Here is a 20,127-nt window from a genome sequence, read left to right as displayed (position 1 = left end):
GGGCGCTTCACAGGGTCCGTGCGGATGTCACTCCACGCGGCGTAGATCCTCGGCCCACTCCAGTGACACGAGCACCGTCTCGACCCTGGAGCGCAGCCCCAGCTTCCGGGTGATGCTCGTCAGATGCGCCTTCACGGTGCGCTCGGCGATACCGAGCCGGGAGGCGAGTGCCCTGTTGCCCTCGCCGAAGCCCATGACGCTCAGTACCTCGCGCTCGCGGGGGGTGAGGGTGCTGAGCGCCGAGCGCTCCAGCGGCGCGAGACCCGCGCCGCCACCCCGTCCCCTGTCGAACCGACTCAATCCTTGACGGTCAGTAAGAAGCTTGTCCCCGTACACGCTACTCCCCAACTCCCAATGAAGACCTTCAACGCAGAAGGTGCCGAATGGGCTGAACACGCCAATCGCCCGACCGAATTTGACCGTTCATATCGTCACTCCCTTCGCCGGGCTTCATGAGCTCGCGGTGATCGGCCGGATATTGACGCTCCGCCCACTCCCCGACAGTAAACAACGGGGGCTGCCCGCCGCCCGGTTCAGGCGAGGCAATCACGTGACCTACGCCACATACGTGACACCCCGATCCAGGTTTAGCAGCGGCGATGCGTCAACTCCCCAGGCCAGAGGGGCAGTTGTGTGACATGGTTGAAAGTCGGTCGCAATTCGCGCGGGAGCGCTCCCGCTTCTCATTGACGCTCCGTCAGCCCGGTGGAGGCGCGTGCCGGCGGCACATGTCCGGTCATTCGACACGCGGGCATTCGGCACCCGCGAATCGGCGCCGCGCGCGCTCATACGATTGCGCGTGGCACCGAAGTCGCTCCGAGGCCGCTTCGATGTCGCTTCGAAGCCGCGCGCATAGGGATATCCCTACGGATTTCCGGCGGGCCTTACTTCCTGTGAGCGCACTGTGCAGACTCCCACCCGGGGTGCCACCCACGCCACCCGCCTTCCGACCCTCCGCCGTCGGCTCATCCGCCTACCCCACAAGAGGATCCGATGAGAAACAGACTTCTGTCCCTGGTCGCCGCCGCGGGCGTCCTCGTCGCGGGCGGCGCGGTCGCCGCGGCGCCCGCGCAGGCCGCACCACCCCCACGGACCGCCCCCCACGCCGCCCCGGCCGCCTGCACCCCCACCCAGGTGATCGCCAACGGCGGTTTCGAGTCCGGCAGTTCACCCTGGACGAGCTCCACCGGAGTGATCACCACCGGCGGCGGGCAGAGCGCGCACGCGGGCACCCAGTTCGCCTGGCTGAACGGGTACGGCTCCACGCACACCGAGAGCCTGTCGCAGGCCGTCACGATCCCCGCCGGGTGCTCGGCCGCCAGCCTGACCTTCTGGCTGCACATCGACACCGCGGAGACCACGACCACCACCGCCTACGACAAGCTGACCGCGAAGATCGGCAGCACCACGCTGGCGACGTACTCCAACCTCGACGCGGCCACCGGCTATGTGCAGCGGACCGTCGACGTGTCCGCGTTCGTCGGGCAGAGCGTCACCCTGGCCTTCACCGGCACCGAGGACTCCGGCCTCCAGACCAGCTTCGTCCTGGACGACATCGCGCTGAACACCTCGGGCGACACCACACCGCCCCCGGCGGCCGACGCGACCCGTACGCCCGCGGCGCCCGCGTACACCGTCAGCCTGACCAGCGACACGACCGGCGGCACCTGGAACGGCCACGAGAGCGTGAACTTCACCAACGCCTCGGCCACGCCGCTCACCGAGGTGTACCTGCGGCTGTGGGACAACTACCACGGCAGTTGCCCGACGACGCCGATCACCGTCACCAACGTGACCGGCGGCACCGCGTCCGCCCTGACGGTCAACTGCACCGCGCTGAAGGTGACGTTGCCCGCGGCGCTGGCCCAGGGGCAGAGCGGCACGGTCGGGTTCGACCTGAAGATCGTGGTGCCCAGCGGGGCCGACCGGTTCGGCAAGGACGGCTCCTTCAGCTTCATCGGCAACGCGCTGCCGGTGCTGGCGATCCGGGACGCGGCGGGCTGGCACCTCGACCCGTACACCAACAACGGCGAGGCGTTCTACTCGCTGGCCGCCGACTTCTCGGTGACGCTCGACCACCCGACGGGCATCTCCGTCCCGGCGACCGGCACCTCGGTGGACACCCCCGGCGCCTCCGGCCGCACCGTCACCAAGGCGACGGCGAGCAAGGTCCGCGACTTCGCCTGGGCCGCGGGCCCGTTCAGCAAGGTCTCCGGTACGTCGCCGGGCGGCGTGAAGGTCAACGTGTACGCGGTGAGCGGCATCAGCACCGCCAACTCCAACTCCATGCTGACCGTTTCGGAGAACGCGGTGGACGCGCACGCGGGCCGCTTCGGCGCCTACCCGTACAGCGAGATCGACGCGGTGCTGGACAACAACTTCTGGTTCGGCGGGATGGAGTACCCGGGCTTCGTGCTCGACCTGGTCGACACCACCGCGCTGACCCACGAGATCGGGCACCAGTGGTGGTACGGGATCGTCGGCGACGACGAGTACAACAGCCCGTGGCTGGACGAGTCGTTCGCGGACTACTCCACCGACCTGGCGCTCGGCAAGACCGGCGCGAGCTGCTGGAACAGCGTCTCCTGGGCGTCCTCCGCCGAGAAGATCACCAACTCGATGGCGTACTGGGACGCGCACTCCTCGCGCTACGGCACGGTCGTCTACAACTACGGCAAGTGCGCCCTGCACGACCTGCGGCGCCTCATCGGTGACACCGCGATGACCCAACTCCTGCGCGGCTACGCGCAGTCGCACTGGTACGGCGTCTCCACCACCGCGGAGTTCAAGGCCGCGGCCCAGGCGGCGACCACGGTCGACCTGACGTCCTTCTGGACGCAGCACCGGATCGACGGCTAGGGCCTGTCCGGCGGATCAACCCCCGGGGCCGCGCCACCGGCCCCGGGCCGCCGGCCCTCAAGGCCGAGGGGCCGGGTCCGGGTCCAGGCCCGGCCGGGACCCGGCCCCTCACTTCTCGCCCCCGTCCGGGAGCCGCGGCGGTTCCCGGACGGGGTGCCCCACACGCGACGCCTCCGACGACCGTCACGCCTTCTTGACAGGTGCACGATCGAAGCTGATGATCGGGGCCCACGCCGTGTCGGGAGGGCCCCGGGCATGACAGAAGCGACGCGTTCCGCAGGCAGGACCGCCGCCCGCCCCACCCCCACGAGGCGGGCTGCGGTCCGCAGCCGCGCCGCGCTGATGACCGCCGCGCGGGCCGCACTCGGCGGCGGCGCCGGTGTCCTGCTCACCGGCCCCGCCGGAATCGGCCGCAGCACCCTGCTGACGGCGCTGGCCGACGAACACGCCGCGGCCGGCCACCGCGTCCTGCGCTGCGCGCCCTCCCCCGCCGAGCGGCACCTGCCGTACGTCGGCCTCATCGACCTGCTGTCCGACATCGGGGACACCGCCTTCGCCGACCTCCCGCCGCCGGAACGCGACGCGCTGCGCGCCGCCCTGCGCCGCCCGCCCGCAGCGGCCGGGGCCGCTCCCCCCGACCCGCTCACCCTGCGCCTGGCCCTGCTCCGCCTCCTCACCACGCTCTGCGCCCGCTCCCCCGTCCTGCTGGCCGTGGACGACGTCCAGTGGCTCGACGCACCGACCGCCGCCCTCCTCGCCTTCGCCACCCGCCGCGCCGCCCGCCTGCCGCTGACCACCGCCGTCGCCCTCCGCGCGGACGGCGCCGCGTGGACGGGAGCCGAAGGGGCCGCGGTGCTGGACGTGCCGCCGATGACCGAGCGGGAGGTGGCCGAACTGCTCGGCGGGCGCGCGGTGGCGGCCCGCGTGCACGCCGAGAGCGGCGGAAACCCTTACGTGGCGCTGGAGTTGACCCGCGCGCTCGGCGAGGGCGAGACGGCGGGGCCGCTCCCCGTACCCCGTTCGCTGCGCGAGTCGCTGCTCGGCCGGGTGTCAGGTCTCACGGCCGGGGCGCGGACCACGGTGCTCGCCGCGAGCGCCGCCGAGCGGCCGACCGTACGGCTGTTGCGCCGGGCGGGGCGGGAGAACGCGGTGGCCGAACTGGCCGAGGCGGTACGGCAGGGGGTCGTTGAGCCGGTGCCGGACGGCGGGGCGGTGCGCTTCGTACCGCCGCTGCTGGCGCGGGTGGTGTACGAGGACGCGGAGCCCGACGAGCGGCGGCGGGTGCACACGGCGCTCGCGGCGGCGGCCGGTGATCCGGTCGAACGGGCCCACCACCTGGCGTCGTTGACGCCCGGCTGGGACGCGGAGGTGGCCGCCGCGCTGTCGGCGGCGGCGACCGCGGCGCGCCGCCGGGGCTCCCCCGCGACCGCGGCGAGACTCGGGCGGCTCGCGGCCGACCGCACTCCGCCGGGGGACGCGGCGGCCGAGACCGACCGGCTGCTGACGGCGGCGGAGGACGCGGTCGCGGCGGGCGACTACCCGCTGGCCCGCCGTATCGCGCACGAGGTGCTGCACGAACCGCCGGCCGAACCGGGCAGGCCCGCGGACCGGGTCAGGGCGTGGATGGTCATCGTGGACTCGTGCGGCCAGGCGATGGCCGAAGTGGCGGACGTCTTCCCGCAGGCGCTCGAGGACGCGCGGGACGACCCGCGGCTGCTGGCCCAGTTGCACCACCGGATGAGCTGGCGGGCCTGGATGGTGGAGGGCACGGCGGTCAAGGCCCATACGCACGCGGCGCGTTCGGCCGTACTGGCCAGGAGCGCGGGCGACCGCCGCACCGAACTGTCGGCGCTCAGCCAGCAGGCGGCCGTCGAGTTCTACCTCGGCCGCCCGGAGGCCGAGGACACCCTGGCCGCCGCGCTGGCGGGGCCGCAGGACCCGCGCGTGCTCTTCGACCACAACGGCCCGGTCTTCCTCAAGCACCGCCGCCATCTGCTGCACGACCGGCTGGACGACGCGCGGACCGAACTGCGGGCGCTGGTCTACACGGTACGGCGGCGCGGCTCGGCCGAGAGCCTGTGCCAGTGCCTGTCGGGCCTCGCCCAGGTGGAGATCCTGCGGGGCCGCTGCGAAAGCGCCCTCGACCTGGCCCACCAGAGCCTGCGGATCGCGGAACAGGGCGGGCTGAGCCAGGGCCCCGCCTGGTACGCGGTCGCGCTCGCGGAGGCGGCGGGCGGCAGTACGGAACGGGCGCTGGCCGCCGCCGACCGGGCCAGACGGCACAGCGAGGACGACGACGACCAGCTCTTCCTGCCCAGGGCGCTGCACGCGGAGGGCCATGTGCGGCTGCTGCGCGGCGAGACGGCCGCGGCCGTGCACGCGCTCCAGCGGGCCAGGCTGCTGGAGACGGGACAGGGGCAGGGCGATCCGGCGATGCGCCGCTGGCAGGCGGACCTCGCCGAAGCACTGGTCAGGTCGGGCGCCACCGACGAGGCCGCCGACCTGGTCGCCGCGACCCGCGCGCAGGCCGCCCGGCTCGGCCGCCGCGGGCTGCTCGCCGTGCTCGACAGGGCCGCCGCGCTGGTCACCGAGGCGCGCGGCGACTCGGACGCGGCGGTGGCCCAACTCGGCGCGGCCGTCACCACGTTGACCGCGCTGCCGTATCCGCTGGAGGAGGGCAGGGCGCGGCTGGCGCTGGGACGGCTGCACGCCAGGCGCGGCGATCCGCGGGCCGCGCGGGCCGCGCTCGACGCGGCGGCGCGGGTCTTCCGCGCGGCCCGCGCGCACCCGTGGCTGGCGCTGACCGACGCCGAGGCCGACCGCGTCGACCGCGATGACCGGCTCGACCGGTTCGGCGGGTACGACCGGTTCGGCGGGTACGACCGCGTCGACCCGCCGGGCCGTGCGCACGACCGGGCCGCGCCGCTCACCGCGCTCAGCGACGCCGAGCGCCGGGTCGCCGCGCTGGCGGCGCGCGGCGCGAGCAACCGGGAGATCGCCGCGACCCTGGTGATCAGCGTCAAGACCGTCGAGGCCGCCCTCACCCGCGCCTACCGCAAGCTCAGCGTCCGCTCCCGCGTCGATCTGGCCAGGGTCGCCCTCGATCACCCGGCCGCCGACCGCCACGAGGTCTGACGGCGAGCGTGCGTACGTGACGCGGACACGGCCTCGCGGCACGTACGGAGGTACCGACGTACCGACGTACGGCCTTACGGAACCGCGGACTTGGGGGAGAACGCCGAGGGGCGCCCCGCCCGGTCGGCGGAACACCCCTTCGTACGAGCGAGTCGGCCGCCCCCGTGAACGACCGGCCCGCCTCGCCCTGTGCCTGACGCGAGGTCAGTGCATCCAGAGCAGGTAGAAGTTGTTGGTGCCCAACTCACAGATGTAGACCGGGCCGTGGATGGGCGCGTTGGCCTGTGCCTGGGCGACACACGACGCGTAGGTCGGGAAGTAGCCCATGAACATGAAGCCGCTGCCGGGCGGCGGGGAAGCCTGGGCCGCGCCGGCGAAGACGCCGAGGCCGAGCAGGGCGGTGGCCACCAGTGTTCCGGTGCGGGCCATCAGTCGCTTGGTCATGTGCACAACTCCTTTCCGGGCAGGCGGAAGCGCCTGCGGGGGGAGGGAAGGGGGCTTGCGTGTGCGGATCAGACGTCCAGATCAGAGCTGTTCGGGCCGCGCGCCGTGATCGAACGTTAGCCGTTGGCTACAGGCCGCAGCAATAGGTCTAGGCCAATGTGTGACAGCAGCCGACGGATGGCCCTCGTGGGTCAGGTGAGGCGCAGCGCCGCCTCGCGGACGGCCAGCGTGTCCTGCCTGACCTCGCGCAGACCGGGCAGCGCGGCACCACCCCCGACGCCGCCCTCGACACCCCCGCCGACCCCGGCCCCGGCACCGGCCCCGACTCCGGCCGGGGCCCCACCGACACCCCCGCCGCTCCCGTCCCCGCGCAGGCTCCCCGCCCACGCCACCAACTGCCGACGGAAACCCGTACGCCCCGGCTCCGCCGTGTACGTGCGCCGCGTCCCGAGGCCCGGCCCGGCGTCCCAGGTGTCGACGTGCAGAGTGGCCGCCTCGTCGCGGGCGTACGGCGAGGGCAGGGTGAGGGTGGCCACCGAGTCCTCCGCCACGCACTCCAGCGTCTCCCGGTAGCGGCGGTGCCCGGGCAGCCGTACATGGGTGAGGTCGACCAGCAGGCCGTCGGCCGGGCGCCAGCGCGCGCTCACCGCGCTCGTACCCGCCCAGCCGGTGGCGTCGAGCAGCCGCCCGTGCAGCCGCAGGTCCCCGCACGCCAGGATCGCGTGCACCAGATTGACCTGGTGGATCAGCGAGCCGCCGAGGCCGCGGGCGTACGCCTCACGCCGCCGCGCCGCCACCACCGCGCCCGCCGTCGCCGCCGCCGCTTCCGTCGCCTCCGTCGCTTCCGCCACCGCCACCGCCACCGCCGTCGCCTCCGTCGCTCCGGGGCCGAGCGCGCGGACCAGCGCCGCCTCGGCCGGCGGCGGCTGCGGGCCGAAGGGCGGCGGCGGATACGGCAGCAGGTGCTCGACCTGGTGCGGCGCGTTGGGGTCGTGGATGTCGGCGGTGATCCGGCGGACGGCGGGCAGGTGCTCCCGGCAGTGGTCGAGGAAGCGGGCCACGACCGGGTCGTGCCGCTTCATGTAACCCGCCGCCACCGGCACCCCCGAGCGCCGCTCGGCCGCCGCCAGCTCGTCGATCTCCGCGAGGTCGAGGCTGACCGGTTTCTCGCAGAGCACCGGCAGGCCCCGTTCCAGACACCCCAGGACCACATCCCGGTGCGTCCACCACGGCGTGCAGACCAGCGCGGCCCGCGCCCCGGCCCGTACCGCCTCGTCCAGCGTCCGGCAGACGGCGACACCGTCCGCCGGGCGCACGCCACCGACCGGGCTCCCGGTTCCGGCCGGTGTCACCCCACCGGCCCCGTCCGCCGCACAGGACCCGGCACCCGCCCGTGTACCGGGAAACCAGGCCCGTACGGCCGCGGTGTGCGCCGGATCGGGGTCGATGACGGCGACCGGGCGCAGCAGCTCCGGGAGGTCCCGCATCTCGCGCAGATGCGCCGCGTGCGCCACCTTGCCCGCGCCGATCAACGCCACGGGAACCGGTTGTCCCATCGGTCCGCACCCCTTTTCCGTCTCTCTCCCAGCGCATCACACGGCGGGCGGCGCGCGCCCGCCGGGGTGAGGGTCACTGGCGTGGCGACCGATGGTGCCCGACCATGTATGCGTGGAGGTGCGACGATGCGGTGGCCAGTGTCAAAAACAGGTATTGACATGCCGACGTGTGCCCAAGAGGATGTTTCCCACGTTGGCGCCCTGCGCCTCCGCACCCATTCGACGCGGGCGACGAATAGGCGATGTGCAACCGGAAAAGTCGCACTTGCGGGCTTCCGGTCGCCGGGCCGCGCCGGTAATACCCCTCACTCCTGGAAGCACTCATGGAACCGGCGGCGAACACTCGTCCGCCGGCTTAGGACAGAACCGTTGCTAGAGTCGCTTCGGGTGCTGTCGGCACGCCGCGGGCCGACCCACGGGACCGGTCCGCGGTGACGAGAGGGGGCTAGCCGTGGCGGGAGTTGTTCGCAGTGGCGGGGCGGATGCCGAGGACATCGGTCTCGCTCTGTACCAGACGCTGCGCACCAACGGATCCATAGCCCCGGAGAAGGCGGCCGCGGGCATCGGGCTGACCGACGCCGAGGCCAGGGCCGGTTGGTCGGAGCTGCGGGAGCTGGGGCTCATACGCGCCGGTCGGGTGCCGGAGGAGGTCGATTCGGTGGAGCCCGACACCGCCCTGATCGGCCTGCTGGCCCGGCAGCGCGAGGCGCTCCAGGCCCAGCGTGACGAGTTGTCCTCGATCGTGCGGGCGGCCGAGTCGCTGATGGAGCGCTACCGCCCCGCGGTGTTGCGCGACGCGGCGGAGATCGAGGTGGAACTCCTCATCGGGGAAAACCGTAAGCGGCAGTCCATCGGCGATTTCAATGCGCGCATCACGGAATCCACCGGTTCGATGCATCCGGGACCGCTGCCGCCCGCCGAAGTTCTCGTGCATTCCATCGCCGCGGACAGCGCGCTTATCGAGCGGGGTGTGAAAGTCCGCGCCGTATACGGGCAGAGCATTAATTCCGCGCCACGTCAACGTAAATACCTGACGGAACTCTCGGCGGTCGGAGTCGAGGTCAGGCTGGCGACCCAGGTCCCCTTCGACCTCCTGATAGCGGATTCGCACAGCGCGCTTGTCTCGGCCAATCCCGACAACCCTTCGGGCCCCGCGGTCATCGTCCGCGGCGCGGCCCTGGTCCGGTCGTACGTGGCGCTCTACGAGGACTGCTGGCTGCGCGCGGTGCCGTACTCGGCGAAGTCGGCGGGGAGCTTCGACTCGGGGGGCGAGCTGACCGAACAGCACCGCACGACGATGCGACTTCTGGCCAACGGGCTGACAGATGAGCGGATCGCGCGCAAACTAGGGGTGTCCCTGCGCACTGTGAGTCGCCTGGTATCAGAGATCATGCGATATCTCCAGGCGGACAGCCGGTTCCAGGCGGGAGTCCTCGCTGCGGCCCATGGGCTAATTTGACCTGCGCATTCGCGCCATTGCGCACTTACGCACAACCGGAATCTGGCCTGGCCCTGTCCGATTTTGACATCATCGGCAGGGCTACGCGTACCTATCACCCCCTTGAGCGCCTGCCCTCCCAACGAAGGATCACGATGTCGCGCATCCGGCACACGACCAAGATTTCCGCCGTCGCCGCCCTGGTGCTCGCTCTGTCGTCGGCTATCGGAACAACCGTCGCCTTCGCCGACGCCGGTTCGGATTCCGCTCCGGCGCCCAGTGCACCCGCGGACACGTCGGTGGCCCCGGACAACTGGTTCCCCGGTGCTCAGCCCGCGAACTGGTTCCCCGGTGCCAGCGCGGACACCGGCCCGGACAACTGGTTCCCGAACGCCGTACCGGCGAACTGGTTCCCCACCGCGAGCGCCGTATCCCCCGACAACTGGTTCCCGGGTGCCGTACCCGTGAACTGGTTCCCCAGCGCCGTGGCCGTCTCCCCCGACAACTGGTTCCCGAACGCCGTCCCCGCCGGGAACTGGTTCCCGAATATCGCCCCGACCGATGTGACCGTGTCATCACTGTCGGTTTAATTTCCCCGAGCTCTCCGCGCCACCAGGTCCTGGTTTCCCCGCCGGACCCCGGCACCGCAAGACCCGCCTAGACCCGCACAGCGCTGTACGGCCCGTGAGCGATATTCACGGGCCGTACAGCGTTTCCTGCATTGTGGGGGGAATCCTGGGGGCTCAGGGAGCCGATGTCACTTCCTGACAGGGGCGGGCGATCCGCAGGGACCGCCGCACCAGTTCATCGATGTCCGTGGCCGCGTCCTCGGCTGCCGGATGTACGGCGAGCCAGCCGAGGTGGCGGCGCAGGAAGGCCGCGAGGGCCGGCACCGTCCGTAGGGGGAGACGGACGGTGCGGCCCTCGACAATCAGATCGGCCCAGGAGGCGAGTGTGCCTCGTATGGCGGCGCGCGCCTCGACAGCCGGCCCGTTCAGGGGGATGCCGGGCCGGGCAGTGCCGGTCAGTCGGTCGCCGGAGTTCGGCGCCGGTACGAGTGCCACCTCCAACTCGCCGTATACCCGGGGAAGCAAGGCGAGTTGCCGATCCAACCGCTCCTGGCAAGGAACGCACAGGGCAGGGTCCGTCTCGACACAAAGGTGTCCGCTACGGAAATCAATCTCCTGCACTGCCGCTGTCCCTTCCTCGCTTGGGGCGGTAAGAAGAGCGAACCAGGAACAGGGTGATCCGGACAATGTCCACGGACCGGCCGGATTCTGCCATGGCGCAATCGCGCATCTAAGCACGTGGCAAGGTCACGACGGAAGCTGTGCCTCAATCGCCCCAACGACCTCCGCAGCCTCGGGCTCGGTCCGCGGCCGAAAACGCCCGACGATTTCTCCCGAGGCGCTGACCAGGAACTTCTCGAAGTTCCAGGTGATGTCACCGGCTTCTCCGGCCGCGTCGGGCACATCGGTCAGCCTGGCGTAGAGCGGATGCCGGTTCGCGCCATTGACATCCGCCTTCTCCAGCAGCGGGAAGCTGACGCCGTAGGTCGTGGAGCAGAAGGTCTGGATCTCCTCGGCGGTGCCGGGCTCCTGTCCGCCGAACTGGTTGCACGGCACGCCGAGGACGGTGAAGCCGCGGTCGGCGTAGCGCTTCTGCAACCTCTCCAGGCCCTCGTACTGCGGGGTCAGGCCGCACTTGGAGGCGACGTTGACCACCAGGACGGCCTTGCCCGCGTGGGCGCCGAGGGTGGTGGGGTCGCCGTCGATGGTGTTCAGGGGGATGTCGTAGAGGCTTACGGGGTTGCTCATGAGTGAATTCTCCTATCGGTCCGTGACCGTGATGCCCAGGGTCTGGGCGAGCGCGGGGGCGAGGTCGAGAAGCTGCGAGGAGCTGATGACGGCGCCGCGCAGCGACTCGTATCCGTCGGCGAGGTCGATGGTGACCGCGCCGCGCAGGTCGGCCTTCTTCAGCGTCGCGCGGCCGAGCCGGGCGCGCTCGATGCTGCTGCCGGGGAAGGTCACCCCGTTCAGCTTGGCCTCGCCGAAGTCGACGTCGCGCAGGACGCAGTCCTCGAAGGCCACGTCGTGCAGGGCGGTGGCGCGCAGATTCACGGAGTCCAGTTTGCAGCGCCGGAAGGTGACCCGGCGCAGCACGGCTCCGAACGCCTCCACGCCCGCCAGCGAGCAGGCGGTGAGCGAGGAGTCCAGCCAGTCGCTCTCGGCGAGCGAGACGCCCGTGAAGCGGCTGCCGGTGGCCCACAGGTCGTTGATCCGGGACCGGCGCAGGGTGGTGTCCGTGAAGGTGCAGTCGGTGACCGCGCACTCCAGGAAGCGGGAGCCGTTGGCCGCCTCGTCCTCGAAGGCGAGGCGGTCGAAGTGGACGGTGTCGTAGTCCCCTTCGACGGCCAGCGGGCCGGTGTGAGGACGCAGCAGATCGGCGTACGGAAGGTCGGCGAGTTCGTCCGGGGGTGTCACTCGGCCAGCGTACGCGGCACCTCCGACAGCGCCCCGTGAGGCATCGGCGGCCCACCGGGAAGCCGACTTAAGGGACATACACCCCACCCCTTGCTAGGTTGCAGCCCATGAGCGCAACCAGCGCCGCGGCGGCGGACGCTCCCCCGGCCGCCCTGCGGATGCCCCGCCGCCGCGGTGTGGAGCTGTCGCTGATCGTCGCCGCGGTACTGATCTCGGTGTACGGCTACGCCGAGGTCGGCCTGGCCAGGAACGGCGCGGTGCCGCCCGACGCCGCGGCCTACGGGGCGGGCCTGGGCGTGCTCGCGCTCCTGGCCCACCTCGCGGTCCGGGCCCGCGCCCCCTACGCAGATCCGCTGCTGCTGCCGATCGCCGTGCTGCTCAACGGCTTCGGCCTGGTGCTGATCTACCGCCTCGACCTGGAGCCGGTGCTCGGCGGCCGGGCGGCGCCCACCCAGCTGATCTGGTCCACGCTCGGGGTGGCGCTGTTCATCGCGGTGGTGCTGGCGCTGCGCGACCACAGGACACCGGCCCGCTACGCGTACATCAGCGTGACCGCCGCGCTGCTGCTCATGGTGCTGCCGATCTTCTTCCCCGCGATCAACGGCGCGAAGATCTGGATCAGGGTCGCCGGATTCTCCTTCCAGCCGGGCGAGTTCGCCAAGGTGCTGCTCGCGGTCTTCTTCGCCGCCTACCTGTCGGCCAACCGTGCGGCGCTGGCGTACGCGGGCCGCCGGGTGTGGCGGCTGCAACTGCCCACCGGCCGCGTGCTGGGCCCGGTGGTGGCGATCTGGCTGCTCAGCGTCGGCGTCCTGGTGGTCGAGCGCGACCTGGGCACCTCGCTGCTCTTCTTCGGCCTGTTCGTGATCATGCTGTACGTGGCGACCGGGCGGACCGGCTGGATCGCCGTGGGGCTGCTGCTCGCCGGGGTGGGCGCGTGCGCGGTCGGCGCGCTGGAGCCGCATGTGCACAGCAGGGTGCAGGACTGGCTGCACCCCTTCGCGACCATCGACGCGGGCATCGGCCCCAACCAGATCTCGCAGTCGCTGTTCGCCTTCGCCAACGGCGGGGTGCTCGGCACCGGGCTCGGCCAGGGCCACTCCGCGCTGATCGGCTTCGCCGCGAAGTCGGACTTCATCCTGGCCACCGCGGGCGAGGAGCTGGGCCTGTTCGGACTGACCGCGCTGCTCCTGCTGTACGCGCTGCTGGTGGCGCGCGGCTTCCGGGCCGGGCTCGCGCTGCGCGACCCCTTCGGGCGGCTGCTCGCGGTCGGTCTGGCCTCGATCCTGGCGCTCCAGGTCTTCGTGATCACCGGCGGGGTGATGGACCTGATCCCGATGACGGGCATGGCGATGCCGTTCCTCGCGCAGGGCGGCTCGTCGGTCGTGACCAACTGGATCATCGTGGCGCTGCTGATCCGGCTCAGCGACAGCGCCCGCCGTCCGGCGCCCGATCTGCCCGAGGGGCCGCCGGACCAGCTCGCGCCGCTGGAGCGGACCCGGTGATCCGCTGTGTGCGGCACGCCGCCGCCTTCTGCTTCCTGCTGCTGGTCGCGCTGCTGCTCAACGCGGCGCGGGTGCAGGTCGTCAAGGCGTCCGCGTACGACGGCAACCCGGCCAACCGGCGGATCGCGATCACCCGTTACCACCAGCCGCGCGGCGACATCCTCGTCGGCGGCTCCCCGGTGACCGGATCACGCGACGCGGGCGGCCAGTTGAGGTACCAGCGGACGTACGCCGACGGGCCGCTGTACGCGCCGGTGACCGGCTTCGCCTCGCAGACGTACGGCACGACGCTGCTGGAGGGCACCGAGGACGGGGTGCTGTCGGGCACGGCCTCGCAGTTGGCGTCGGTGCCGCTGTGGAACGAGATCACCCGGGCGCGGCAGCGCGGCGGCGATGTGCACACCACGATCGACGCGGCGGCGCAGCGGGCGGCGTACACCGGCCTCGCGGGCCGCAGGGGCGCGGTGGCCGCGGTGGATCCGGCGACCGGGCGGATTCTGGCGCTGGTGTCGTCGCCGTCGTACGACCCGGCGGCGCTGTCGGGCACCGGCGCGGCGGTGAACGACGCGTGGACGCGGATGAACACGGACACAAGTCAGCCGATGCTGGACCGGGCGATCCGGCAGACGTATCCGCCGGGTTCGACGTTCAAGGTCGTCACGGCCGCCGCCGCGCTCCAGAGCGGCAAGGTCACCGATCTGCTGGCGCCGACGCGCTCGCCCGATCCGTACCGGCTGCCGGGTTCGACGGCCACGCTCACCAACGAGGGCGGCGGCTGCGCCGACGCCAGCATGTACGACGCCTTCCGGGTGTCGTGCAACACCGTCTTCGCCAAGCTGGGCGCCGACGTGGGGCTGGCCGGGATGCGGGCGCAGGCGCAGGCGTTCGGCTTCAACGACACGCGGCTGCGGATTCCGCCGTCCGTCGCGAAGAGCAACTTCGACACGCGGATGAGCCCCGACCAGGTGGCGCTCTCCTCGATCGGGCAGTTCGACACGACCGCGACGCCGTTGCAGATGGCGATGGTGGCGGCGGCGGTCGGCAACGGCGGGGTGCTGATGGCGCCGTACCTGGTGGACTCGGTGACCAACCACAGCGGGGCGACGGTCTCCGCCGACGGGCCGCGGACGCTGCACCGGGCGATGAGCGAGGGCACCGCGCGGCAGCTCCAGCAGCTGATGGAGGCGGTGGTCACCGACGGCACCGGCACCAACGCGGCGATCCCCGGTGTCGTCGTCGGCGGCAAGACCGGCACCGCGCAGCACGGTGTGGACAACACCGGGACGCCGTACGCCTGGTTCATCTCCTACGCGAAGCCGCCGGGCGGTACGCAGGCGTCGGTGGCGGTGGCGGTGGTCGTCGAGGACGCGGAGGCGGTACGGGCGGACATCTCCGGCGGCGGGAACGCGGCGCCCGTCGCGCGGGCGGTCATGCAGGCGGTGCTGAACGCGCGCTGACGTGCCGTCGGGGACAAGTGCGTGCGACGGCGGTCACTTCACCTTGGGGAAGCTGAAGGCGTAGCCCTGCCCCTTGAGCCAGGGCAGGATCTGCTCCAGCGCGTCCACGGTCTGCTCGCGGTCGCCGCCGCCGTCGTGGAAGAGGATCGTCGGGCCGTTGCTCAGCTCGTACTTGATGGTCTGCACGATCGTGCCGACGCCGGGCTTGGTGTAGTCCTTGGTGTCGACGTTCCAGCCGAGCGGGCGCATGCCGTGCTGGGCGGCGAGCGCGCGGCTGGCCGGGGTGAAGGCGCCGCCGGGGGCGCGGTAGTACTGCACGGGCGCGCCGCCCGAGGCTTCCTCGATCATGGCGTAGGCGTCCATGATCTCCTTCTGCTGGTACGCGAAGGGCTTGTGGTCCATCGACTCGTCGTGGGTCACGGTGTGGTCGCACAGCCGGTGTCCCGCGGCGACGACGGCGCGTACGAGATCGGGGTGGGCCTTGGCCTGCGGGCCGATCATGCAGAAGGTGGCGTGGACGCCGTGCTGCTTGAGGACGTCGAGCACCTTGGGCGTCCAGACCGGGTCGGGTCCGTCGTCGATGGTGATGTTGACGGCCTTGCCCGCGGCTTCCGGCGCGTGCACGATCGTGTCGGGCACCGCGGCCACGGTGGGTATGTGGCTGGTGGGCGTGCCGGACGGGCCGGTCGAACCCGCGCCCGTACCGCCGCCGTCGCTCCCGTTGCCGCCGCCCTTGCCGCCGCCGTTCACCCCGCCGATGACGCCGGTGCCGTTGTTCGCCGACGCCTTGCCGTGCCCGTGTGCCAGGACCGCGGTGGCCACCGACGCGATCACCACCACCAGGACCGCCATCGTGATGGCCGCCGCCTGCGGCATCGTCCTCAGTCGCCCCACCGAGAATCGCCCTCCGGTCATCGTCTGTACCCGCCCGCCTCGTTGATTCCATCGACCCGGTCCGCGCCGTGTTCCACGCGCTGTCCGCACGGCCGGCCGTCCCCCCGGCTCCGCGACCGAATAGATGCTGCTGCCTCCGCGTCGGTTCCGCCATGGGCACGTCGGCGACACTGCCGTTACAGAACCCGGACGTCCGGCTAACTCCCTGGTGGCGACGTCAGCCCGGTGCACCGGCGCAACTGCTCGTACCGGTCGGTGATCCGCTGCCCCGCCGCGCCGGTCCGCGGCTGCGGTACGCCCGCGCCGTCGACGAGGGCGGGCGCGAAGACGGCGCGGGTGACCTTGCCGCGGCGGACGGTCAGTGTGGTGACGCCGGTCTCGTCGGAGTGCGGGTACGGCGAGGAGCCGTACCAGAGGAAGTTGCCGAACCCGTAGGCCACATAGGTCGGGCCGAGCATGCCGGAGCCGAGCATCACATGGGCGTGGGTGCCGACGACCGCGGTGGCCCCGGCCGCCGACAGGTCGGCCGCGATCGACTTCTGCTCCGGCCCCGGGCAGCTCTGGCCCTCGGTGCCCCAGTGCAGATAGACCACCACGACATCGGCGTGCGCCTTGGCGTCCCTGACCGCCTTCAGCAGCCGGGGGCGGTCGAGCGCGGAGGCGATGCCGGGGGCGGTGGCGGTGGCCCGGAAGTTCTCGTTGGTGATGTCGTAGACCTGGCTGGCGGCGACGACCGCGAGGCGTACGCCGTTGACCGTCTCGGTGTACGGGCGGTACGCCTCCGCCGCGTCGGCGCCGATGCCGACCACGGGGACCGGCGCGGCGCGCTTGGCCGCGAGGCTGTCGGCCAGGCCCTGGGCGCCGTAGTCCACGGCGTGGTTGTTGGCCATGGTGACGGCGTCGACGCCGGACCGCTGGAGCGCGGCGAGCGCGTCGGGGCCGGTCCTGAAGTGGTACTTCTTCGGCTGCGGGGTGCCGCGCGTGGTGATCGCGGACTCCAGGTTGACCATCGAGAAGTCGGCGGCGGCCAGCGCCGTCGACATCGGCCCGAGCGCCGGGTCGATGCCGAGCCGGTTCGCCGTCCGCTCGGTGAAGTGCACGTCCCCGGCGAAGGCGAGGGTCACGGTGCCGGCGGGCTCGGCCGGGCGCGCGGCGGCGTCCGCCGTCGGCGTCGAGGAGGGCGCGGCGCCGCCGGTCGTGGCGGTGCGCGAGTCCGGTGCGGGTCCGGCCTCGGTGGAGCCGCCGCGGCCGTAGGCCACGTACAGGGAACCGGCGGCGACGAGCAGCAGCGCCGTACCGCCGACGACGGTGTTTCTGCGTCGGCGGCGTGCTCTGGCCCGGCGGGTCTCGCGCCGCGATTCCGGTCCGGCTCCCTCGTTCATCGGACAAGCGTACGATCCGCTCGCCGTGGGTCAGTGCGGGGCCGCCCCCTGCGCGATGGCGTCGGTGACCTCGGCCACGCGGGCCTGCTCCTCGGCGGCGAAGCGTTCCGCGTCGAGTTTCTCCGCGATCTCCTCGTCCTCGTCCATGAGCTGGTCGAGGTTGGAGTCACCGAGGTCGAAGACGCCCATGTCGAGGTACGCCTTCTGGAGCCGGGGTCCCCACAGGCCGATGTCCTTCACGCACGGCACGATGCGGCTGAAGAGCAGCTTGCGGAACAGGTGCAGGAATTCGGAGCGTTCGGTCATCTCGGCGGCCTCGGCGGTGGGGATGCCGAAGTTCTCCAGGACTTCGAGGCCGCGCAGCCGGTCGCGCATCAGGTAGCAGCCCTCGATGACGAAGTCCTCGCGCTCGCGCAGTTCCGCGTCGGTGAGCTGCTTGTAGTAGTCGCGCAGCGCCATCCGTCCGAAGGCGACGTGCCGGGCCTCGTCCTGCATGACGTAGGCCAGGATCTGCTTGGGCAGCGGCTTGGTGGTGGTGTCGCGGATCATGCCGAAGGCGGCGAGCGCCAGGCCCTCGATGAGGACCTGCATGCCGAGGTAGGGCATGTCCCAGCGCGCGTCGCGCAGGGTGTCGCCGAGCAGCGCCTGGAGGTTGTCGTTGATCGGGTAGACCATCCCGACCTTGTCCTGGAGGAAGCGGCCGTAGATCTCGGCGTGCCGGGCCTCGTCCATGGTCTGGGTGGCGGAGTAGAACTTCGCGTCGAGGTCGGGGACGGACTCCACGATCCGGGCGGCGCAGATCATCGCGCCCTGCTCGCCGTGGAGGAACTGGCTGAACTGCCAGGAGGTGTAGTGCTGCCGCAGCAGCCCGCGGTCGCGGGCGTTCATCGCGTCCCAGTAGCGGCTGCCGTAGATGGACATGGCCTCGTCGGGGGTGCCGAGCGGGTCGTACGGGTCGACCTCCAGGTCCCAGGCGATGCGCTTGGCCGCGTCCCACTGCTTGTCCTTGCCCTTCTGGTAGAGGGCGAGCAGGCGTTCGCGGCCGTCGCCGTACTCCCAGGAGAAGCGGGCGGCGCCCTGGGCCGGGACCTGCCAGATCCACTCGGTGGGCGGTTGCGTGTACAGGGCTTCCGTCGACATCGGCGGCTCCATTCCACGTGCGCGGGGTCTTGACGGGCTTGTTGACACAGAGTCTCATAAGAGTCGTACCGCAGGTAACCCTCATGCGCCGGAGGCCACTTCACGATGGACACCAGCCTGATCGACCGCGAGAAGACCGCGGAGCGGCTGCTGGCCGCGTCCGCCAAGCACTCGTTCGACCCGGACACCGAGCTGGACTGGGACGCGCCCTTCGAGGAAGGCAAGTGGTTCTGGCCGCCGGAGCTGGTGTCGCTGTACGACACCCCGCTGTGGAAGCGGATGTCGCAGGAGCAGCGCGTCGAACTGAGCCGCCACGAGGCGGCGTCGCTGTGCTCGATCGGCGTCTGGTTCGAGACGATCCTCATGCAGCTCCTGCTGCGGCACACCTACGACCTGGACCCGACCAGCAACCATGTGCGGTACGCGCTGACGGAGATCGCCGACGAGTGCCGGCACTCGAAGATGTTCGCGCGGGCCGTGACGAAGATGGGCACGCCCACCTACCGCCCCAGCAGGCTCGACCACAATCTCGGCCGGCTGATCAAGACGGTGTCCACCACGCCCGGCGCCTTCACCGGCACGCTGCTGGCCGAGGAGATCCTGGACTGGATGCAGCGGCTGACCTTCCCCGACGACCGCGTGCAGCCCTTCGTCCAGGGCGTGACCCGGATTCACGTGGTCGAGGAGGCCCGGCACATCCGCTACGCCCGCGAGGAGCTGCGCCGCCAGATGGTGACGGCGCCGCGCTGGGAGGTCGAATTCACCCGGCTGACCTCCGCGCAGGCCGCCAGGACCATCGCCCGTTCGCTGATCAGCCCGCAGGTCTACGCGTCGGTGGGCCTCGACCCCGTCCAGGCGGCCGAGGCGGCCCGCACCAGCCCGCACCGCCGCGAGGTGATGCGGCAGTCGGCGAAGCGGCTGATGGACTTCCTGGACGAGATCGGGCTGATCAAGGGCCCGAGCCGCAAGCTGTGGCGCTCGTCCGGACTGCTCGGCTGACCCGGCCGCGCCCGCGGACCCGGACACCCGTGCGAAGCCCCGCGCCCGGGCCGACCCGTTCACGTGTGCGGGCGGATAGTCTGCTGGACATGACCAGCAGCGCGGCGCCCGCATACCGCCGGATGAGCGTCGAGCAGCGCCGTACGCAGTTGCTGGCCGCCGCCGTCGACCTGTTCGGCCACCGGCGGCCGGAGGACGTCTCGGTCGACGACGTCGCGGCGGCGGCCGGGGTCTCCCGGCCGCTGGTCTACCGCTACTTCCCCGGCGGCAAGCAGCAGTTGTACGAGGCCGCGGTGCACGACGCGGCGCAGGAGCTGATCGGCCGCTTCGGCGTCCCCTCGCAGGGGCCGCCGACCGAACGGCTCGCGGACGCGCTGGACCGCTACCTGGCGTATGTGGACGAGCACGACGCGGCGTACGGGGCGCTGCTGCGCGGCGGCAGCGTCGCCGAGACCAGCCGTACGGACGCGATCGTGGACGACGTACGGCGCAGGGCCGCGGAGCAGGTGCTGCACCACCTCGGGGTGACGGCGCCGGGGCCGCGGCTGGCGATGATGGTCAGGTCGTGGATCGCCTGCGTGGAGGCGATATCGCTGATCTGGCTGGACGAGGGCAAGCAGCCGCCGGTCGCGGAGCTGCGGGCGTGGCTGGTGGACCACTTCATCGGGCTGCTGCTGGTGACCGCGACGACCGACCCGGAGGCCGCGGAGGCCGCCGCCCGCGCGCTGGCGCTGGAGACCCCGAGCAGCCCGGCCGGCGGGCTGGCGCGGCGGCTCGCGCCGATCGCGGACGCGGTCGCACATCTGCTCCCCGACCCCTCCTGACCCCGACCGGGGAA

17 protein-coding genes are annotated in these 20,127 nt (G+C 71.9%); 8 read left to right on the top strand and 9 right to left on the bottom strand.

From position 1 onward, the window contains the following. Window positions 1-27: 27 nt before the first annotated feature. Window positions 28-300 (bottom strand): helix-turn-helix domain-containing protein, encoded by a 273-nt coding sequence (locus ACZ37P_RS26855; protein WP_355344366.1) that lies wholly within the window; start codon window positions 298-300, stop codon window positions 28-30. Between the two features lie 693 nt (window positions 301-993). Between ACZ37P_RS26855 and ACZ37P_RS26850 the strand changes: the two genes are divergently transcribed. Beyond that, window positions 994-2,859, top strand: coding sequence for a M1 family aminopeptidase (locus tag ACZ37P_RS26850; RefSeq protein ID WP_401306402.1), 1,866 nt, complete (start codon window positions 994-996; stop codon window positions 2,857-2,859). A 255-nt stretch (window positions 2,860-3,114) separates the two neighbouring features. Then, window positions 3,115-5,994 (top strand): helix-turn-helix transcriptional regulator, encoded by a 2,880-nt coding sequence (locus tag ACZ37P_RS26845; RefSeq protein WP_467349001.1) that lies wholly within the window; start codon window positions 3,115-3,117, stop codon window positions 5,992-5,994. 204 nt (window positions 5,995-6,198) lie between these two features. Here ACZ37P_RS26845 and ACZ37P_RS26840 read toward each other — a convergent pair whose 3' ends face one another. Together ACZ37P_RS26840 and ACZ37P_RS26835 are read right to left on the bottom strand one after the other, a co-directional pair. After that, window positions 6,199-6,438 carry a hypothetical protein gene (locus ACZ37P_RS26840; RefSeq protein WP_355344375.1) on the bottom strand — a complete coding sequence of 80 codons (240 nt, stop codon included), beginning with the start codon at window positions 6,436-6,438 and terminating at the stop codon, window positions 6,199-6,201. Window positions 6,439-6,629: 191 nt separating this feature from the next. Continuing rightward, entirely contained in the window at window positions 6,630-7,994 is a 1,365-nt protein-coding gene (locus ACZ37P_RS26835; RefSeq protein ID WP_467348999.1) for a Gfo/Idh/MocA family protein, read from the bottom strand. A gap of 451 nt (window positions 7,995-8,445) precedes the next feature. On the opposite strand from ACZ37P_RS26835, the gene ACZ37P_RS26830 reads away from it, so the two are divergent. After that, complete coding sequence (locus ACZ37P_RS26830; RefSeq protein ID WP_188281775.1) at window positions 8,446-9,453, top strand: helix-turn-helix transcriptional regulator; 1,008 nt, start codon at window positions 8,446-8,448, stop codon at window positions 9,451-9,453. A 134-nt stretch (window positions 9,454-9,587) separates the two neighbouring features. Next, window positions 9,588-10,022, top strand: a complete 435-nt coding sequence (locus ACZ37P_RS26825; RefSeq protein WP_391044452.1) for a hypothetical protein — start codon at window positions 9,588-9,590, stop codon at window positions 10,020-10,022. A 153-nt stretch (window positions 10,023-10,175) separates the two neighbouring features. On the opposite strand, the gene ACZ37P_RS26820 is transcribed toward ACZ37P_RS26825, so the two are convergent. The 3 genes from ACZ37P_RS26820 to ACZ37P_RS26810 all read right to left on the bottom strand — a co-directional run bounded on the left by ACZ37P_RS26820 (window position 10,176) and on the right by ACZ37P_RS26810 (window position 11,915). Then, window positions 10,176-10,496 (bottom strand): hypothetical protein, encoded by a 321-nt coding sequence (locus ACZ37P_RS26820; RefSeq protein ID WP_391122515.1) that lies wholly within the window; start codon window positions 10,494-10,496, stop codon window positions 10,176-10,178. A 252-nt stretch (window positions 10,497-10,748) separates the two neighbouring features. After that, entirely contained in the window at window positions 10,749-11,249 is a 501-nt protein-coding gene (locus ACZ37P_RS26815; RefSeq protein WP_355344385.1) for a glutathione peroxidase, read from the bottom strand. A 12-nt stretch (window positions 11,250-11,261) separates the two neighbouring features. Then, on the bottom strand, window positions 11,262-11,915 hold the full coding sequence (locus tag ACZ37P_RS26810) for a pentapeptide repeat-containing protein (protein WP_391044447.1): 654 nt from the start codon (window positions 11,913-11,915) through the stop codon (window positions 11,262-11,264). Window positions 11,916-12,022: 107 nt separating this feature from the next. Between ACZ37P_RS26810 and ACZ37P_RS26805 the strand changes: the two genes are divergently transcribed. Further along, on the top strand, window positions 12,023-13,417 hold the full coding sequence (locus ACZ37P_RS26805; RefSeq protein ID WP_355344391.1) for an FtsW/RodA/SpoVE family cell cycle protein: 1,395 nt from the start codon (window positions 12,023-12,025) through the stop codon (window positions 13,415-13,417). Further along, window positions 13,414-14,874 (top strand): peptidoglycan D,D-transpeptidase FtsI family protein, encoded by a 1,461-nt coding sequence (locus tag ACZ37P_RS26800; RefSeq protein WP_401306412.1) that lies wholly within the window; start codon window positions 13,414-13,416, stop codon window positions 14,872-14,874. The genes ACZ37P_RS26805 and ACZ37P_RS26800 overlap by 4 nt, the downstream gene beginning before the upstream one ends. 33 nt (window positions 14,875-14,907) lie before the next feature. Here ACZ37P_RS26800 and ACZ37P_RS26795 read toward each other — a convergent pair whose 3' ends face one another. The 3 genes from ACZ37P_RS26795 to ACZ37P_RS26785 all read right to left on the bottom strand — a co-directional run bounded on the left by ACZ37P_RS26795 (window position 14,908) and on the right by ACZ37P_RS26785 (window position 18,290). Then, window positions 14,908-15,789, bottom strand: coding sequence for a polysaccharide deacetylase family protein (locus tag ACZ37P_RS26795; protein WP_391161581.1), 882 nt, complete (start codon window positions 15,787-15,789; stop codon window positions 14,908-14,910). A gap of 176 nt (window positions 15,790-15,965) precedes the next feature. After that, window positions 15,966-17,150: a CapA family protein gene (locus tag ACZ37P_RS26790; RefSeq protein ID WP_467348996.1), complete on the bottom strand. Its 1,185-nt coding sequence runs from the start codon at window positions 17,148-17,150 to the stop codon at window positions 15,966-15,968. Between the two features lie 30 nt (window positions 17,151-17,180). Next, the gene (locus tag ACZ37P_RS26785; protein ID WP_355344403.1) at window positions 17,181-18,290 is read right to left on the bottom strand and encodes a ferritin-like domain-containing protein; all 1,110 of its coding nucleotides are present in this window, start codon (window positions 18,288-18,290) and stop codon (window positions 17,181-17,183) included. Between the two features lie 105 nt (window positions 18,291-18,395). On the opposite strand from ACZ37P_RS26785, the gene ACZ37P_RS26780 reads away from it, so the two are divergent. Both ACZ37P_RS26780 and ACZ37P_RS26775 read left to right on the top strand, forming a co-directional pair. Beyond that, complete coding sequence (locus ACZ37P_RS26780) at window positions 18,396-19,289, top strand: AurF N-oxygenase family protein (protein WP_391161583.1); 894 nt, start codon at window positions 18,396-18,398, stop codon at window positions 19,287-19,289. 89 nt (window positions 19,290-19,378) lie between these two features. Next, window positions 19,379-20,113 (top strand): TetR/AcrR family transcriptional regulator, encoded by a 735-nt coding sequence (locus ACZ37P_RS26775; RefSeq protein ID WP_355344409.1) that lies wholly within the window; start codon window positions 19,379-19,381, stop codon window positions 20,111-20,113. Window positions 20,114-20,127: the final 14 nt, after the last annotated feature.

Source organism: Streptomyces sp. NPDC024632 (assembly GCF_055559175.1).
This window is presented reverse-complemented; position numbering and strand designations above follow the sequence as displayed.

What these genes read in the sequence shown, in the direction of transcription:
- ACZ37P_RS26790 (WP_467348996.1), bottom strand. Translation starts at nt 17,150, where the DNA reads ATGAACGAGGGAGCCGGACCGGAATCGCGGCGCGAGACCCGCCGGGCC.
- ACZ37P_RS26780 (WP_391161583.1), top strand. Translation starts at nt 18,396, where the DNA reads ATGGACACCAGCCTGATCGACCGCGAGAAGACCGCGGAGCGGCTGCTG.
- ACZ37P_RS26840 (WP_355344375.1), bottom strand. Translation starts at nt 6,438, where the DNA reads ATGACCAAGCGACTGATGGCCCGCACCGGAACACTGGTGGCCACCGCC.
- ACZ37P_RS26835 (WP_467348999.1), bottom strand. Translation starts at nt 7,994, where the DNA reads ATGGGACAACCGGTTCCCGTGGCGTTGATCGGCGCGGGCAAGGTGGCG.
- ACZ37P_RS26775 (WP_355344409.1), top strand. Translation starts at nt 19,379, where the DNA reads ATGACCAGCAGCGCGGCGCCCGCATACCGCCGGATGAGCGTCGAGCAG.
- ACZ37P_RS26785 (WP_355344403.1), bottom strand. Translation starts at nt 18,290, where the DNA reads ATGTCGACGGAAGCCCTGTACACGCAACCGCCCACCGAGTGGATCTGG.
- ACZ37P_RS26815 (WP_355344385.1), bottom strand. Translation starts at nt 11,249, where the DNA reads ATGAGCAACCCCGTAAGCCTCTACGACATCCCCCTGAACACCATCGAC.
- ACZ37P_RS26825 (WP_391044452.1), top strand. Translation starts at nt 9,588, where the DNA reads ATGTCGCGCATCCGGCACACGACCAAGATTTCCGCCGTCGCCGCCCTG.
- ACZ37P_RS26795 (WP_391161581.1), bottom strand. Translation starts at nt 15,789, where the DNA reads ATGACCGGAGGGCGATTCTCGGTGGGGCGACTGAGGACGATGCCGCAG.
- ACZ37P_RS26845 (WP_467349001.1), top strand. Translation starts at nt 3,115, where the DNA reads ATGACAGAAGCGACGCGTTCCGCAGGCAGGACCGCCGCCCGCCCCACC.
- ACZ37P_RS26850 (WP_401306402.1), top strand. Translation starts at nt 994, where the DNA reads ATGAGAAACAGACTTCTGTCCCTGGTCGCCGCCGCGGGCGTCCTCGTC.
- ACZ37P_RS26805 (WP_355344391.1), top strand. Translation starts at nt 12,023, where the DNA reads ATGAGCGCAACCAGCGCCGCGGCGGCGGACGCTCCCCCGGCCGCCCTG.